Annotated in this window: 13 protein-coding genes; 1 reads left to right on the top strand and 12 read right to left on the bottom strand. The window is 34.9% G+C overall.

Features of this window, described 5'->3' with window-relative positions; genetic code table 11:
- Position 1: 1 nt before the first annotated feature.
- A complete protein-coding gene (rplU, locus tag G558_RS0106250) occupies positions 2–301 on the bottom strand; it encodes a 50S ribosomal protein L21 (RefSeq protein ID WP_028829411.1) in 300 nt (99 codons plus the stop codon).
- Between the two features lie 200 nt (positions 302–501).
- Here rplU and G558_RS0106255 point away from each other — a divergent pair, with 200 nt between their 5' ends.
- Positions 502–1,374, top strand: coding sequence for a radical SAM protein (locus G558_RS0106255; protein ID WP_330363811.1), 873 nt, complete (start codon positions 502–504; stop codon positions 1,372–1,374).
- A 203-nt stretch (positions 1,375–1,577) separates the two neighbouring features.
- On the opposite strand, the gene G558_RS0106265 is transcribed toward G558_RS0106255, so the two are convergent.
- From G558_RS0106265 to glmU, 11 genes are all read right to left on the bottom strand, one after another.
- Positions 1,578–2,429 carry a sulfurtransferase gene (locus G558_RS0106265; RefSeq protein ID WP_036931715.1) on the bottom strand — a complete coding sequence of 284 codons (852 nt, stop codon included), beginning with the start codon at positions 2,427–2,429 and terminating at the stop codon, positions 1,578–1,580.
- Complete coding sequence (locus tag G558_RS0106270; RefSeq protein WP_084502835.1) at positions 2,416–3,138, bottom strand: TVP38/TMEM64 family protein; 723 nt, start codon at positions 3,136–3,138, stop codon at positions 2,416–2,418. The genes G558_RS0106265 and G558_RS0106270 overlap by 14 nt, the downstream gene beginning before the upstream one ends.
- Positions 3,139–3,161: 23 nt before the next feature.
- Positions 3,162–3,602: a hypothetical protein gene (locus G558_RS0106275; RefSeq protein ID WP_028829415.1), complete on the bottom strand. Its 441-nt coding sequence runs from the start codon at positions 3,600–3,602 to the stop codon at positions 3,162–3,164.
- Positions 3,602–4,960, bottom strand: coding sequence for a sulfurtransferase (locus tag G558_RS0106280; RefSeq protein ID WP_028829416.1), 1,359 nt, complete (start codon positions 4,958–4,960; stop codon positions 3,602–3,604). Before G558_RS0106280 ends, G558_RS0106275 begins: the two co-directional genes overlap by 1 nt.
- A 159-nt stretch (positions 4,961–5,119) precedes the next feature.
- The gene (locus G558_RS0106285; RefSeq protein ID WP_028829417.1) at positions 5,120–6,364 is read right to left on the bottom strand and encodes a cation:proton antiporter; all 1,245 of its coding nucleotides are present in this window, start codon (positions 6,362–6,364) and stop codon (positions 5,120–5,122) included.
- A gap of 247 nt (positions 6,365–6,611) precedes the next feature.
- A complete protein-coding gene (locus tag G558_RS0106290; RefSeq protein ID WP_028829418.1) occupies positions 6,612–8,219 on the bottom strand; it encodes a putative polysaccharide biosynthesis protein in 1,608 nt (535 codons plus the stop codon).
- 12 nt (positions 8,220–8,231) lie between these two features.
- Entirely contained in the window at positions 8,232–9,227 is a 996-nt protein-coding gene (locus G558_RS12570; RefSeq protein ID WP_051188519.1) for a peptidylprolyl isomerase, read from the bottom strand.
- Positions 9,228–9,268: 41 nt separating this feature from the next.
- Positions 9,269–12,655: a transcription-repair coupling factor gene (gene mfd, locus G558_RS0106300; protein ID WP_028829419.1), complete on the bottom strand. Its 3,387-nt coding sequence runs from the start codon at positions 12,653–12,655 to the stop codon at positions 9,269–9,271.
- A gap of 8 nt (positions 12,656–12,663) precedes the next feature.
- Positions 12,664–13,224, bottom strand: coding sequence for an aminoacyl-tRNA hydrolase (gene pth, locus G558_RS0106305; protein ID WP_028829420.1), 561 nt, complete (start codon positions 13,222–13,224; stop codon positions 12,664–12,666).
- Positions 13,225–13,319: 95 nt separating this feature from the next.
- Complete coding sequence (locus G558_RS0106310) at positions 13,320–14,282, bottom strand: ribose-phosphate diphosphokinase (RefSeq protein ID WP_028829421.1); 963 nt, start codon at positions 14,280–14,282, stop codon at positions 13,320–13,322.
- Between the two features lie 30 nt (positions 14,283–14,312).
- Positions 14,313–15,650 carry a bifunctional UDP-N-acetylglucosamine diphosphorylase/glucosamine-1-phosphate N-acetyltransferase GlmU gene (glmU, locus tag G558_RS0106315; protein ID WP_028829422.1) on the bottom strand — a complete coding sequence of 446 codons (1,338 nt, stop codon included), beginning with the start codon at positions 15,648–15,650 and terminating at the stop codon, positions 14,313–14,315.
- Positions 15,651–15,917 lie beyond the last annotated feature (267 nt).

Here is a 15,917-nt window from a genome sequence, read left to right on the forward strand (position 1 = left end):
CTTATGCATTTATAGCTTCAATAGTTATTTTTGTGTATGGCTGTCTGTGTCCTTGTTTTCTTCTATAGTCTTTTTTAGCTTTATATTTGAAAACTATGATCTTCTTAGCCTTTCCGTGAGAAACAACTTTTGCAGTTACAGATCCAGCATTGTCGCCAGTAACAAGATTTCCATCTTTTGATATCGCTACAGTTTTGATTGTTATTTCTTCACCTTCGTTTGCAGTAAGTTTTTCTACATATAGAGTATCCCCTACTTTAGCCATATACTGCTTTCCACCAGTTTCGATTATTGCGTACATATTACACCTCCTCATAATTAAGTCTCGCCGTCATAGGCACCTCTTCGGATTTAATACCTTTTTCGTGCGGAATGTCTACAAAGTATTTTATCAAGTTTTAAGATGTTTGTCAATGAATATTTTCATATAGACATATCTTATGTTTATGTTCTATAATTTATATTAATTGCAGGCAAATTTAAAATACCATGGAGGTCATTATGATAAATTATGAAGGTGCGGTTTTTAGACCGCCAAGTGAAGCAAGAAGTCTGATTATACAGGCAACTATAGGTTGTTCTCATAACAAATGCAGTTTTTGTTCTATGTACAAAGAAAAACAGTTCAGAGCACGAGATTTCTCAGAAATAGAAAAAGATCTTAAAATCGCAAGAACCATGTATTCACATATAAAAAGAATATTCCTTGCTGATGGCGATGCCCTTATACTGAGCACCGAGAAGCTTACAAGGATACTCTTAGCAATCCAGACCATTTTCCCTGAATGCGAAAGAGTTGGGATATATGCTACATCTAAGAGTGTGAACATAAAGACAAATCAAGAACTTGACAAGTTAAAGTCGCTCGGACTTGGTATCATATATCTGGGGCTGGAATCTGGAAACGATGAAATACTTTGCAGGATAAACAAAGGTGAAAGCGCTTCAGATATTGTCAAAGCTGGCAAAAAAGCAAAAAAATCCAATATCCTTGTATCAGTAACTGCAATATCTGGTCTTGGCGGTCAGGAACTCAAAGCAGAGCACGCACTCGACACTGCAAAAGCACTTAGCCTGATGAACCCAGATTATATAGGCTTTCTTTCTCTTATGGTTGAGCCTGACACTGACATGTGGGACGAACTTTCAAGCGGGAGTTTCAAACTTCTTACTCCAAAAGAAATTATAGAAGAAATGATAATCTTTTTAAAGAATATCGATAGCCCTGGCACAGTTTTCAGGAGTAATCATGCTTCAAATTATTTCTCACTTTATGGAAATCTTAATGAAGATGTGCCCTCCATGCTTGAAGAACTTAATGAAGTAATGAAGGATCAGGATCTTTTAAAACAGGAGTTTATGAGAAGGCTTTAATTAAAAATCAAGAAAAACAGGTAGAAGTATCCAAGTTATTGTCGGATACTTCTACCTGTTTTTAGCTGTTTTAGTTACTATTTTTCCATAGGCATGCTATCATCTGCCGACCATTCGTAGATTGAAGCCTCATAGTTTCTTACTTTCTCAAAGCCAACTGCTCTGAGGACCGTGGACATATATCCAGATCTTATACCCATAGTTCAGTAAACAACAAAGTCATCTTCTGGCGTAACACCAAGATCACCCATAATTTGAATTATTTCTTCTGGAGATTTTGGAGTTGCATCTTCATTTAGAATAGATGACCACAACAAGTGCTTTGATCCTGTTATATGACCACCTCTGGCTTCTCCTGACTTCTGACTGCCTTTATATTCACCCTCACTTCTTGCATCTATTATTACTGTTTTATACAGATTTTCATATACGTAATCTTTTGACGCTGAGTAGCTCTCATCAAAGTCCTTAAGTTCAAGGCCCTCAGATGGGATTGGTTCTGGAGAAACCTCATTTGTCACTTCATATCCAAGTTCTTTCCATTTTGGAAATCCCCCATAAAGTAATTTTACGTTTTCAAGTCCAGCCATTCTCATTTGCCAAACATTTCTTCCATCAGGACCTGGTCCAGGAAGAACATCTGAATAAAATACTACTGTTTTGTCATTAGTAACTCCATAAGACTCAAGTTTAGCTTTTAGCTGGTCTTTGTCAAGAGTTGTTCCCCAAAGCGGGTCTCCTGGTTTACCTTCCACATTTGAAAAAGAATGAAAACCAACTCCATAGGCTCCAGGAATATGACCTTTTGCATAAACGTCAGGTTTGTTTCCATCAAATATTATTACATTTGAGTCCCCCATTATTTCATTGAGTTCTTGAGGACTTATAAATAAGTCTCCATTTTCATAAATCGAAAGATCTGCCGCGAGTTCTGTAACTTTGCCTTCTGAACCTTGCCCACTGGATTCATCCGTGCCGCTGCATCCACTAAATATAAGCATAGATGCAAGTAAAAGTGACATTGCAATACTAATTTTTCTTTTAACCAATTTCATTCTCTCCACCTTTATTTTTTTTCTTTGTATTTTTTTCATCCCAGACTTTTTTAATTAAAAACACTAGTATACTCATCGAAAACATCATCAAAAGCCCAAATACGAATTTCTTCATACCTCCGGTAAGCATACCTCCAATATAAGAATATATTATAGTAGCCGGGAGTTGACCTAAACCTGTAGCCCAAAAGAAAGACCAGAAGCTCATAGATGTAAGTCCTGCTGCATAACTCACTATATCAAAGGACATAAAAGGCAGAAGCCTTGCGATAAGTATTGCGTAATTACCGTACTTCTCAAAAAAATTATCTATTCCCTCCAGAGCAAACTTGCTTGAAAGCTTTTCCACCGCACTTCTTCCATAAAACTTTGCAATAAAGAAACACAATGCCGCTCCAGCCATTGCACTTGACCACGAGAGTATCGCGCCTTTTACCCACCCGAAGAGTCCAGCATTAGCAAATGTTATTAAAAATGCCGGCAACGGTGCCGCAATTGATTGAAATATCATTAGAAAAAATGATATTACAGGGGCCCAGATTCCAAATGACAGTATGTATCCTTTTACCAGCCCTACATCTAAATTACTCATAATAAAAATAACCTGTTTAATGTTTTTTTGAACAGATTCAGAAAGCACATATACAAGTACTAATACGGCAACAAGACCTGTTTTAAGCATAATTGATCTTTTTTTATCAACATTCATTATAAACTCCTTAAAAATAACTACTATTTATATTTATTCTCAATTACAACTAAATATATTATTAGGAAAATCTCAAAAATAAATATCGCAATTGAAGCAAATGTTATATATCCCGATGTGTTTAAACTCATAAAAAACCTGTTCTTTAAGCTCAGAACAGCAATACTGACTGCCAAGATGGCCGCAACATTGTGAGTCCAAAGAATTTTTCCTTGTTTTACTATTTGCTTTTTTTTGCCAGAGACAATCTGGATAAAAATAGCAAATAGTATAATTGCTATTAATCCAAATGTTAGTATTTTAATGTTTTCTGGAGTAAAATATTTTTCGTTCCATTGTATTTTTCTTGCAAGGACATGATGATTTACTCCAGCTTTTTGTCCAGACATTGTCTCAAGTATAAATAGCAAAGCCACAACTGATACTTCAATAAAAATTACTGCTACATTTATTATTTTGTTCATTACTTTACAGGTTCTCCTGTTTCTGAAGCAAGATCTGCATTTGACCATCCAATCCATCCGTCACTGTATAACGATACATCATTTAGACCTGCTACATTTGCATAGTAAAGGACTTCTGCCGCTCTCCATCCGCTTCCACACATAAACGAAAGATGATTTTGAGTGTTGATTCCTTCACCTTGCCACATTGCAATTATTTCATCTGCATTTCGCATAGTGTCATCTATATTTCTAAAATAATCAAGCGAGTTCGAATCGCTCTTTCCTGCATATCCAAAAACCGCTCCTGGAATACGTCCCATTTTATCATGATAGCTGTATCCTGAAGTTTTTCCGATATATTCATCCCATGTTCTGTTATCAACAAGTGTAAAAGTTTCCGATGGAAGCATTTGTTGAAGCTCGTCTATAGTATCAATTATATCCGGATTACCAGGAAAATCTCCTCCAAAATCAGTTATCGATACCGGTTTGTTGGAGGTCGTTTCAAGTTCATATCCTGCCGAAGTCCATGCTGCGGCTCCTCCATTAAGGACACGTACATCCTCAACACCTGCATATCTGAGCACAAGTGCTACTCTGTAGGCTGCCATTTGCGCTCCACCGCTCACTACTACTGTATCATTCTTGCTTATTCCATTTTCAAGCATTACATTTAAGAGAGTTTCATCCTCTGCAAGCATCCACGATGGAGGCGGTTCAATTGAATCTGTATTTATATGAATCGCACCGGGAATATGGCCGTTTGCATACGATTCCTTTTCTTCTCCCCAACTCGCTTCTATCATCTTGACAGTTTTGCCCTCTGTGAATGTTTCTGGAGTATCCCCATCAATCAGATCTTTTACAATACTCGCAGGAACAAGCAGCTCATATCCTGGGAACTGAACCATTGGCTTGTTTTCATCAGCTGCCCACTCTTTTACATCATATGTGTATATATTTTCATATCCTTTGGCTGAAAGATAATCTGCAACAGCCAGTGAATCCGCTGAGTTAGCGTCATATAGAACTACATTTTTATCAGGAAGTATCCCTTTAGTTTCAAGAGCTTCCTGAAGCATCTCTTCTTTTCCTTCTTTCTCAACAAGAAGCCAATTCGCAGAAAAATCCACTGCGCCTTCTATATGTCCGCCTCTTGAAACTCCGTCAAGTGCCCAGCCATTGAAGGCATTATTGTCTCTGGCATCTACTATAACCCAGTTTTCATCATCCAAATTTCCATTCAGCTCCTCTGTTGATACGGTTTTGTATAAAGTTTTTTCAGGTTCAGCATCAGGAGCATTACTGCTGCAACCCGTAACAGCGAGCATTGAAGCTACTGAAATCGCAATTATTTTTAAAAATGTTCTTTTCATAGTGTTTTCCTTTCCAAATAAATAAAGCCAGCCCTATAAGGACTGACTTATTATATATCAGAAAATACCAACAGTCTATGTTCAAGCACTCTTTTCTTATGGATAATACTTATAGCATTTATTAATAATTGTTATATCATTATGTTCATTTAGAATGAACTATAATGCTTTCGCATTATCCGTTTCAAGTTTAAGGACTCTGGCAAGTAATTTTGATGTGCTTGCCTGAAGTGTAAGTGTTATCAATATAGTTGCAAATGTAACCGAAGATATTATATCTGCATGTTTTATTCCCATGGTCATTATCATACCAGAAAGAGCTGCTGGAATTACCCCAGTTTCTCTTACCCACATCATATATACAATTTCCTGCCATTTCCACTGGGCTTTTCTATCAACAATAACGCTTAGTATAACCGAAATTGGACGTGCCACAAAAATTAGAACAGCAACTACTATTAGAGCAGGAGTAAGATTCTTGAAAAGATTCACAAATTCCAGCTGTGTTCCCAGTAAAACAAATATCATCATCCTGAGGATTATAGTAAACACTTCTTTAAATCTCAAATGAGTTTGAAAGGAATTTTCTGGAATCCAAAAATCAAACATTTTTTTATTTCCACAAAACATACCTACTATAAATACTGCCATAAATCCGCTGAATCCAAATTTTTCTGAAATAAGGTATGCTCCAGTTACTGCAACTATAATTATTTCTGAAGGAGATTCTCTCAGTATTCCAAACTTCTTTTCGTCTATAAATATATGACTCAGATACCCTATAGCCCCACCTACAATCACTCCGCCTATAATGGATTTTGCAACCTCAAAAATTCCTGCTGAGATTGAAAATTCTCCTCCCATTATTATACCTATGATTGAAAATGTTATAACAGCTCCTGCCGCATCATTAAATGCTGATTCAGAGATTATTGTCTGTTTAAGCTTGTTGCTTATATTCATAGTCTTAAAAAGAGGTACCAGTACCGAAGGATCCGTAGAGGCTATTACAGATGCCATTAAAAGACCATACTCCAGCGGTATTTTGAACGCTTTAGTAGCCACATAACCTACAATCACAGTGGAGATTATAACTCCCAAAGTGGCCAGTAGTGAAACAGATACCTTTACTTTATTGAGAATCTTAAAATCAATTTCTCTTCCCCCATCATAGAGTATATATGCAGCTCCAAAAGAAAGAATCAACTGGTTCTCTACGGGATATTTACCTATATTTATCCAATTTAAAAGGTTGGGTCCAAGAATTATCCCAGCCAGTATATAAAGTACTACATCTGGCATTTTTATAACTTCACTTATCTTACCAAAGATTAATCCTGCAAGTATGACAAGCCCTACCAGCTCCATCAGTTGATTTGCAGATTGAATTACAGCATTTTCCATTTTCGCTCCTTTAACTGCAAAAAATAACTACATGCACAAGCTTGTTTTTTTATAAGCTTATGCATGTAATTGTTTTTGCAACTATTTATAATTTGTTTTATTTATAATTCCTGTCCGGGACTGAATCATTATACATCCATCAAACAGGTTTGTCTACACAAATTTTTTATTTTTTTATGCATTTATTTATACAAAAAAATCTGACAATGGGGCCCTTTTGGCATCAGTCAGATTTTTTTGCATAAACTTATTTTAGAAGCTTCATTTTTTCGAGTTTTCCAATTATATTTTTACCCTTTGGTAGGTCCTGCAGATCTTCTCTTGTTATGGTCTTTGTAATGAAAAGAGTCACTACATATACAACACCACCAACAGCTACTGCCATAAGTGTAGCAATAGAATTACCAATTACTGGGACTATAACAATATATACAAGCCTCGTAATTATTCCCATTATTCCAGCTGTAACAAGTGGTCTCATTAGAAAGTCTCTAGCACTGAATTTTAGTCCAAGATATTTCTTAACAGAGAAATAATCCAGAACTGCTGCTACTATATATGCAACTACTGTACTTATTGCTGCACCCTTTACATTAAGTGACGGGATCGCAGTAAGCACATAAGTCATAATGAATTTTACACCCGCACCTATAAAAAGATTCAATACCGGAATGTGGGCCTTACCAATTCCTTGTAGAACTGATGTAAATGACTGTATAAGACTAAGGAACACCACCCCTATAGACATTATTGCAAGTATGCCTCCTACAGATGAAGGTTCGTTTGGATAAAGCAATCCTATAATAGGTGTTGCAAGTACAAATAGTCCTACTGCGCACGGAAGCCCTATAAGAAGACTGAGTCTTATAGCAAGATTTGTATTATCTCTTGTCCTTTTTAAATCATTTACTGCATATGCAGATGAAATAACTGGCACAAGACTTATTGCTATTGCTCCTGTAATAACTTGTGGAAGGTTTATAAGCGTTGCAGCTATCCCGGTAAGCTGAGCATACATGGTGTTTGCCTGAGCATGTGTAAATCCTCCAGAAACCAGTCTTCTCATTACAAGTGCCAGGTCTATGGTGTTCATCGTAGGCATTACCAAAGCTCCTATTATAATAGGCAGTGCAATGGTGATAAGTTCTGCTAATATATCCGCGGTTTTTTCACGTGGAAAAACAGGACTGTTTTCAAGTTCATTGTTTCTTGTTGTTTTGTTTTTGTAATAAATATATAGCATTACAGATAAACCACATACCGCTCCTGCCGTTGCACCAAAAGTAGCGCCAGCCGCCCCATATTCAAGTCCTTTTGGGACAAATATAAGGGCCAGCCCCACTCCAAAAACCACTCTGGCAAATTGCTCTGCTATCTGAGATATAGCCGAAGGATTCATATTATTTAATCCTTGGAAATACCCTCTAAATGCAGCCATGACAGGTACGAGCAGTATGGCAGGTACGAGCATTAAAAGAGCAAGATATGCCTTTGGGTTTTGAAGCATGACTGTAACAATATATCTTGCACTGAAAAGCATTACAGTAGATGTGATTACACCCATTCCAAGAAGAATCATAAATATTATTTTAAATACCCTGTAAGCTCCTCTGTTATCCCCAAGGGCTCTTCTTGCGGAAACCATTTTAGAAATAGCAACTGGGAATCCAGATGTAGCTATTGATATCAGAAGCACATAGATTGGATATGCTGTCTGATAATAACCCAGTCCTTCCGAAGTTATTATCCATGTTATTGGAATCCTGAAAGCTGCCCCAAGTATCTTAACCACTACACCAGCCAAGCCTAATATAACAGCACCTTTTAGAAATGTACTTTTTTTCTCTTCACTCATCTTAACCTCTCACTATTTGTTTATTATGTCGTCAAATATTTCAATTTTAGAAGCTTTTTTAAGTTCTTCCATTTTTTTATCATAGATTTCATATCTTATTGATCCAAGTATATTTTCTTTTTCTTCTTCAAATGTCGTTATTTCTTCTCTTTTCTCATATACTTTTATTATATGATATCCAAATGATGACTTTACGACATTTGATACCTGGCCTTTTTCAAGTTCAAAAGCTACTTTTTCAAATTCTGGAACCATTACACCTTTTGCAAAATATCCAAGGTCTCCGCCATTTTTTGCTGACGCTTTGTCATCAGAATATTCCTTTGCCAAAGCTTCAAAATTCTCTCCCTGATTTATTTTACTCAATATATCAGCTGCCTTTGCTTCTTTTTTGGCAGATTCTTCTTCTGACAGAGGTTCTCCCATATCATTAAGAGTCGTTATCAGTATATGAGATGCCTTTATCTCCTCTTTTTTATATTCGTCAATATGAGTATTATAATGCTCTTTTAGTTCATTTTCATTTGTTTGAGTTTCACTCATGATTTTGTTTCTGTACTTATCATAAATAAGTGTCTTTTTTAAATGATCTTTTAAAAACTCCTCATCTATCCCATTTTCTTCCATGAATTTATTATATTCATCCACATCTTCTATAAACTGCATGTATGAATTCATTTCATTTGCAACTTCTTCATCAGTAACCGTAATACCTTGTTTTTCAGCTTCCTGATACACTATTTCCTGACTTATCATTACATTTAATATTTCATTGTCAAATTCCTCTTTGAAAGTCTTTCCACCCTCAACTTCACTGGTCCAGATTTCTTCTCCAAAAATCGCTTCATATTCTTTGCCTACTTTTAAAGTGGTTTTTTCAAAATCGGATTTGGTTATTTTTGTACCATTAACAACAGCTACTACGTCTTCGCCACTGGTTTTGCACCCCGTAAAAATAAGCGAAGTTAAAAGTGCCATCAAAAATATTTTAAAAAACTTGTTTTTCATAACAATCTCCTTAAATTCAGATTTAATTTTTCACTCTGTAATTATACCATCTTTTCAAGATACTGCGCTATGCTTTTAACCAACTTGTAATCTTGGAGTTTTCCAAAGTCCTTTTTCACTATGATCTTACCTTCTCTTGAAATAAATGAGATTGTATTCTTGTCTTTTACAATTTTTGCTATCTTAAGTTTTTTACCAAGCGATCTAATGTAGGCTACTTCTATCAGCGCGCTTACTGAAAATGGCATATCCGAGAATCTATCTTCAATTTCTATTTCAATATCCATCTTGTCTTCTTGATTAGATATGCTGGATATTTTTTTATATACCTCGATCTTATCCATCTCATTTTCTATATAGTCATTTGGTATATATGCATTCAATTTTATTGCCACTTCAGTTTCAGGTACATCTTCTTCTACAGTCTCACCTTTTAGTCTCATTATTTCTTGTTCAAGCATTTTTACATACATTTCGTAGCCTATATCTGCTATATGCCCATGCTGAGTTTCTCCAAGGAGTGTTCCTGCTCCTCTTATTTCTAAATCTCTCATTGCAACTTTAAATCCGGATCCAAATTCCGTAAATTCTTTTATGGTCTTAAGTCTTTTTTCTGATACTTCGGTTAAGACTTTGTCTTTCTCGTACATAAAATATGCATATCCTTGCCTTGAGCTCCTGCCCACTCTGCCTCTAAGCTGATATAGCTGAGAAAGACCCATTTTGTCTGCATCATATACTATCATTGTATTTGCGTTACTTATGTCCATACCAGTTTCTATTATTGTTGTAGATATAAGCACATCATATTCTTTATTTGTAAATCCATTTACTATCTTTTCCAATTTTCTTGGACTCATCTGTCCATGCGCTACTGCTATTCTGGCCGAAGGAACTATCCTTTGCAGCATTTGATACATTTTTTCTATAGTCTGTACACGGTTATATACAAAATAAATTTGGCCTCCCCTGTGTATCTCTCTTTCTATAGCATCTGCTATTATACTCTCCCTTGCTTCCATCACATATGTTATTATGGCTTGACGTTCTCTTGGCGGTTCTTCTAATAAACTCATATCCCTTATGCCACTGAGCGACATATGCAGTGTTCGCGGAATAGGAGTTGCCGAAAGACTTATTACATCTGAGTTAGTTCTGAGTTTTTTGAGTTTTTCCTTGTCCTTGACACCAAAACGCTGCTCTTCATCAACTACTATCAGTCCCAGATCTTTGAATTTTATGTCTTTTGAAAGTAATCTATGCGTTCCTATAACTACATCCACTTCACCTGAAGATATCTTTTCTATAATCTTTTCTTGATCTTTGGTAGTTCTAAACCTGCTTAAAACCTCTACTTTAATAGGAAAATTTTCAAATCTTTCTTTTATTGTATTGTAATGTTGTTGACTCAAGATTGTCGTGGGTACAAGAAATGCGCACTGCTTGGATTCCATACAAGCCTTGAATATGGCCCTGATTGCCACTTCTGTCTTGCCATACCCAACGTCTCCACATATAAGACGGTCCATTACCTTTTCGCTCTCCATATCGTTTTTAACGTCTTCTATAGCTCTTAGCTGATCGTTTGTTTCTACATATGGAAAATCATATTCAAATTCTTTTTGCCATACAGTATCTTGTGAATATCTGTAGCCTTTGGTGTTTTCCCTTTTTGCATATAACTCTACAAGGTCTTTGGCTATAAGTTCGATGATTTTCTTAGCTCTTGATCTTGTTTTTTTCCACTCATTACTACTTAGTTTACTAAGCTTTATTCCATCTTCTGCAGAGTTTCCAATATATCTTTGGATTTTTGACATTTGTTCAAGAGGAAGGTATAGAGTGTCTCCTCCACCATATATTATTTTGATATAATCTTTTGTAATACTGTCAAATTCCTTCTGTTCCACTGCTACAAATTTCCCGATTCCATAATTTTCATGTACTACAAAATCTCCTGGTTTCAGTTCAATAAAACTCTCTATTTTACTTGTTTTAACTTTATCTTTGAATTTTCTGTCAGTACTTTTTGAAGTGTTAAATATTTCATTCTTTGTAAATATTGCCAGCTTATGCTTTGAATAAATTGACCCACCAGCAAAATACTCATCTGTAAATATTACATTTGAGTGCTCCGATTCTTGTGTGCCTATATTAATTCTTACAGAACCCACGTTATTTTCTTTCAGTGCTTTTTGAAGGTTTTTTGTAAACTCTTCATCTTTAAGTGAAATCAAAATCACATAGTCATTACTTCTTAGATACTTAAGCTCATTTATAAAGTCAAATATCTTCCCGTTAAAGACTTTAGCTTCTCTAGTTTCAAAATCAACTATTGCATCAACTGGAAAATCCTTTATAGAAGAAGTCACAGCTGTATTGAAAATGTTTTTTTTCTCTTTTATTTTTTCCACCACATAAGATGGTGCCAGCAACAACTCACCTTCTCTTTTTATAGCAAAGCCTTTTTCTAGTGCTCCTTCAAAATTGTCACTGAATTCTTGATGAACATTCTCAAGTTTTTGAACTACCCTGTTAGGATCATTAACTTCAAAAAGAGAAATATCTTTTACATAATCAAATATAGTGTTTTCTCTGTCATAAAAATAATTGATATATTTTGAAACACCTTCAAAGTATATCCTGTTTTTAATTCTTTCCAGATCAAAAGATATGTCTTGATTAGTAACATCACTTATATCATCTTCAATTTCTTTAATTGCCTGTAAAAGATTTTGTGGATATATAAATGATCTTGCGGGAAGGATTTTTACTTTATTTACTTTTTCTATAGATTTTTGAGTGAAAATATCAAATATTCTTATAGAATCCACTTCATCGTCAAAAAGTTCTATCCTTACCGGATTCTCAATTCCTGGCGTAAATATATCTACAATTCCGCCCCTCATGGAAAACTGCCCTATACCTTCTACCTTGTGTTCTCTTACATATCCTGTATTTATCAATTTTTCAATCAATTGGTTTTTGTCTAGCACCTGTCCAAAAGCTATATCTTGGGAATTACTTAATATATACTCTTTTGGTACATATTTTTTTATAAGCGAATCCGAAGAAAAAACTGCCAGATCGTAGTCATTGTTGGAAAGCTTGTAGAGACTTTCTACAAGTTCTGCCTCAAGTTTTCTATCTTTTGCTTCCACTGAGTAAAATCTAATATCTTCACTTTGTATATAGACTGAATTTATTCTTTTTTTTATAAAAGCATTGTGAAGTTTTTGTGCCTCTGCATCACTGTGAGTAATGACAGCATGTCTAATTCCTTTTCTTAAAAGAAATGAAGACATTTCCGATCTTTGATTTTCAATAAGTCCTGTGGCAAGCACTGATTTTTTTCCAGAATCTATATTATCAAGTATTTCTGTATACTCAATTGATGAGTCCAGTACTGCTTTTAAATAATTATTCATTTTTACCTCTACTTGTTATACATATTCATGGCTTTATCAAGATTAGTCTCAACTGTTTCAATTACAGCTTTTCTAGCATTCTTGATTGATTCAACAACATTGTCTGCCTCTGTTTTATCGAATCTGCCAAGCACAAAATTTGCAAGATCTTCACCATGTTTGGGCCTTGAAACACCTATCCTTATTCTTGGAAAATCCTGATTTCCAAGAATATATATTATATTTCTCATTCCATTATGAGTACCCGAGCTTCCACTTTTTCTTATTCTTATTCTTCCTGTGTCAAGATCTATATCGTCATATATAACAATCATTTTAGAAGGATCCACTTTATAATAGTTCATGAGTTCTACCACCGCCTGACCACTCAAATTCATGAATGTCTGAGGTTTTGCCAGTATTATTTTCTCACTTCCTATCCTTGCTTCTCCTATTAATGATTTGAACTTTAGTTTATCTATTTTTATATCAAGTTCTTTTGCTATTTCATCAACTGCTACAAATCCCACGTTATGTCTTGTTGTTTCGTATTGTTTTCCTGGATTTCCAAGTCCTACTATAAGATACATTTTTTTCTCCTGTTTTTCAGCTGAAAAAGAGCCTTATTAAGGCCCTTTCATATTTCATATTTCATATTTCATATTTCATATTTCTTAATTATTATTTACTTCTGTGGTTCAGGTGAGAATAAAACACTCACAGACTCACAGTCAAATATTTTTTCAATAGCTGATGCAAAAAGTGGCGCCGTTGAAAGTACTTTTATTTTATCAATTCTTTTTTCTTCAGGAAGAGGTATAGTATCAAGAACTATAATCTCCGTAAGATCAGAGTTTTGAAGTCTTTCTATTGCCGGTCCTGAAAGTACAGGGTGAGTACAACATGCATAGATATTCTTTGCTCCAAATTTTTTCAAAGCCTCTGCTGCATTACAAAGTGTTCCCGCTGTGTCTATCATGTCATCAAGTATAATAAGATTTTTATCTCTTACATCACCTATTATGTTCATAACTTCTGAAACATTGTCTTTTGGTCTTCTCTTGTCTACAATGGCAATCGGAGAATCCAGGTACTGTGCAAAAATCCTTGCCCTTGCAACACTTCCATGGTCTGGAGATACAATAACAAGATCTTCAATTTTCAACTTCTCAAAATGCTCCATCAAAATTCTTCCACCTAGAAGATGATCTACTGGTATATCAAAATATCCTTGAATCTGGTTTGCATGCAAATCCATTGTAAGAATTCTATCTGCGCCTGCAGCGGTAAGAAGATTAGCCACAAGTTTCGCTGTGATTGGATCTCTTGCTTTCGCTTTTCTGTCCTGTCTTGCATATCCATAATATGGGATAACAGCTGTTATTCTTCCTGCAGAAGCACGTTTGAATGCATCTATCATAATAAGCATTTCCATTAGATGTCTGTTTACAGGAGAACATGTTGATTGAATTATAAAAGCATCAACACCTCTCACACTCTCATTGATGTTTACAGAAATCTCTCCATCACTGAATCTTGTTACTACAGCGTCACCAAGCTCTACGCCTAACTGCGATGCTATTTTCTGAGCTAGTTCCTTGTTAGAATTTCCACTGAAAATCTTAATCTTATTACCACTAGTATTCATTACTTCCTCCTAAAGATTATTAAGTTATATTTACTTATTATTCCAATCATTTTTATTGACCTGACGACCTCTGGCTATTGCAAGATTGCCTTTTGGAACATCCTGAGTTATAGTTGATCCAGCCGCAATAAATGCATTTTCTTCTATAGTAACAGGCGCTACCAGGTTTGAATTTGACCCTATGAAAGAATTGTCTTTAACTACCGTCTTGAATTTATTTTCTCCGTCATAATTCACAAATACAACACCACAACCAATATTTACATTAGAACCTATTTCCGCATCTCCAACATAGCTTAGATGAGAAGCTTTTGAACCATCTCCAAAACTGGCATTTTTAAATTCTACAAAGTCACCAATTTTACAATTGTTTCCTATTTTAGTTCCAGGTCTAAGATACGCATATGGCCCCACAGTTGTATTGTTTCCAATTTTCGAATCCAATATTGTTGATGATTTTACAGTTACATTTTCACCTATGATACTGTTTTCTATCGTGGTATTTTCTCTTATCTCTGTATTTTTTTTAATTACAGAGCTTCCTTTTATATAACAATTAGGATGTATCATACAATCCTTTTCAATAATAACACTTTTGTCTATATAAGTACAGTCCGGATTGATCATTGTAACGCCATTTTTCATATGACCTTCGTTTATTCTCTTTCTCATTACATACTCTGCCTGAGAAAGTTGCAAACGACTATTTATACCCAGTATAGATTCACTGTCCACGACAAATGTTGAGACCTGATGAGCTATCGCAATATTTTCAAGCACATCTGTAAGATAGTATTCATTTTGGCTGTTGTTAGTGCTAAGATTAGCAAGCTCACTTTTTAAAAGTTTTCCTTCTATTATATAGGTACCTGCATTTATCTCATTTATCTTCTTTTGGTTTTCGTCTGAGTCTTTTTCTTCTACTATCTTTATAAATTTATCACGGGATTTTACTATTCTACCATACCCAGTTGGATCTTTTACAAATGATGTCATTATTACAGCTTTATTCCCCTGTTTTTTAAGATCATACATATTTTGCAGAACTTCTTTTTCTATAAGAGGAGTGTCTCCACATACAATAAGCACCTCATCATCGTCTGCAATGTAGTCTATCGCCATCATCACAGCATGTCCAGTGCCCAGTTGTTCAGTCTGATATGCATATTTTACGCTTTGTTCAAAGTAGTCTTTTACAACTTCACTCTTGTGTCCAATAACCACAACAGCTTCACTATTATCTATTTCAGTATTGTTTAGTACATGTTCAAGCATTGGCAGACCACATACTTTATGCATTACTTTTGGAAGTTCAGATTTCATCCTTGTTCCCTGTCCAGCCGCCAGTATAATGACTTTTAAGCTCATAAGAAACCTCTGTTTTCTATATAACGTTTATAATTATTCATAACCATACTAATAATAACACTTTTTAATATATAAATACAAGTTTTTTCAACAGATTCATAATTTTTTTATTTTTTGATACAATTGAATCATAAATTTCATAAATTCCATTCTTGCAACAAAGTGTTTTATAGTGCTCAAGTTATTGTTACAAATGGATTTTCAAAAAAATAGTTTTAATATAAATGCATGATTGACTATTTCAATCTTGCATGATATATTTATATA

The organism is Proteocatella sphenisci DSM 23131 (assembly GCF_000423525.1).
In the GTDB taxonomy this organism is placed as follows: Bacteria; Bacillota; Clostridia; order Peptostreptococcales; family Filifactoraceae; genus Proteocatella; species Proteocatella sphenisci.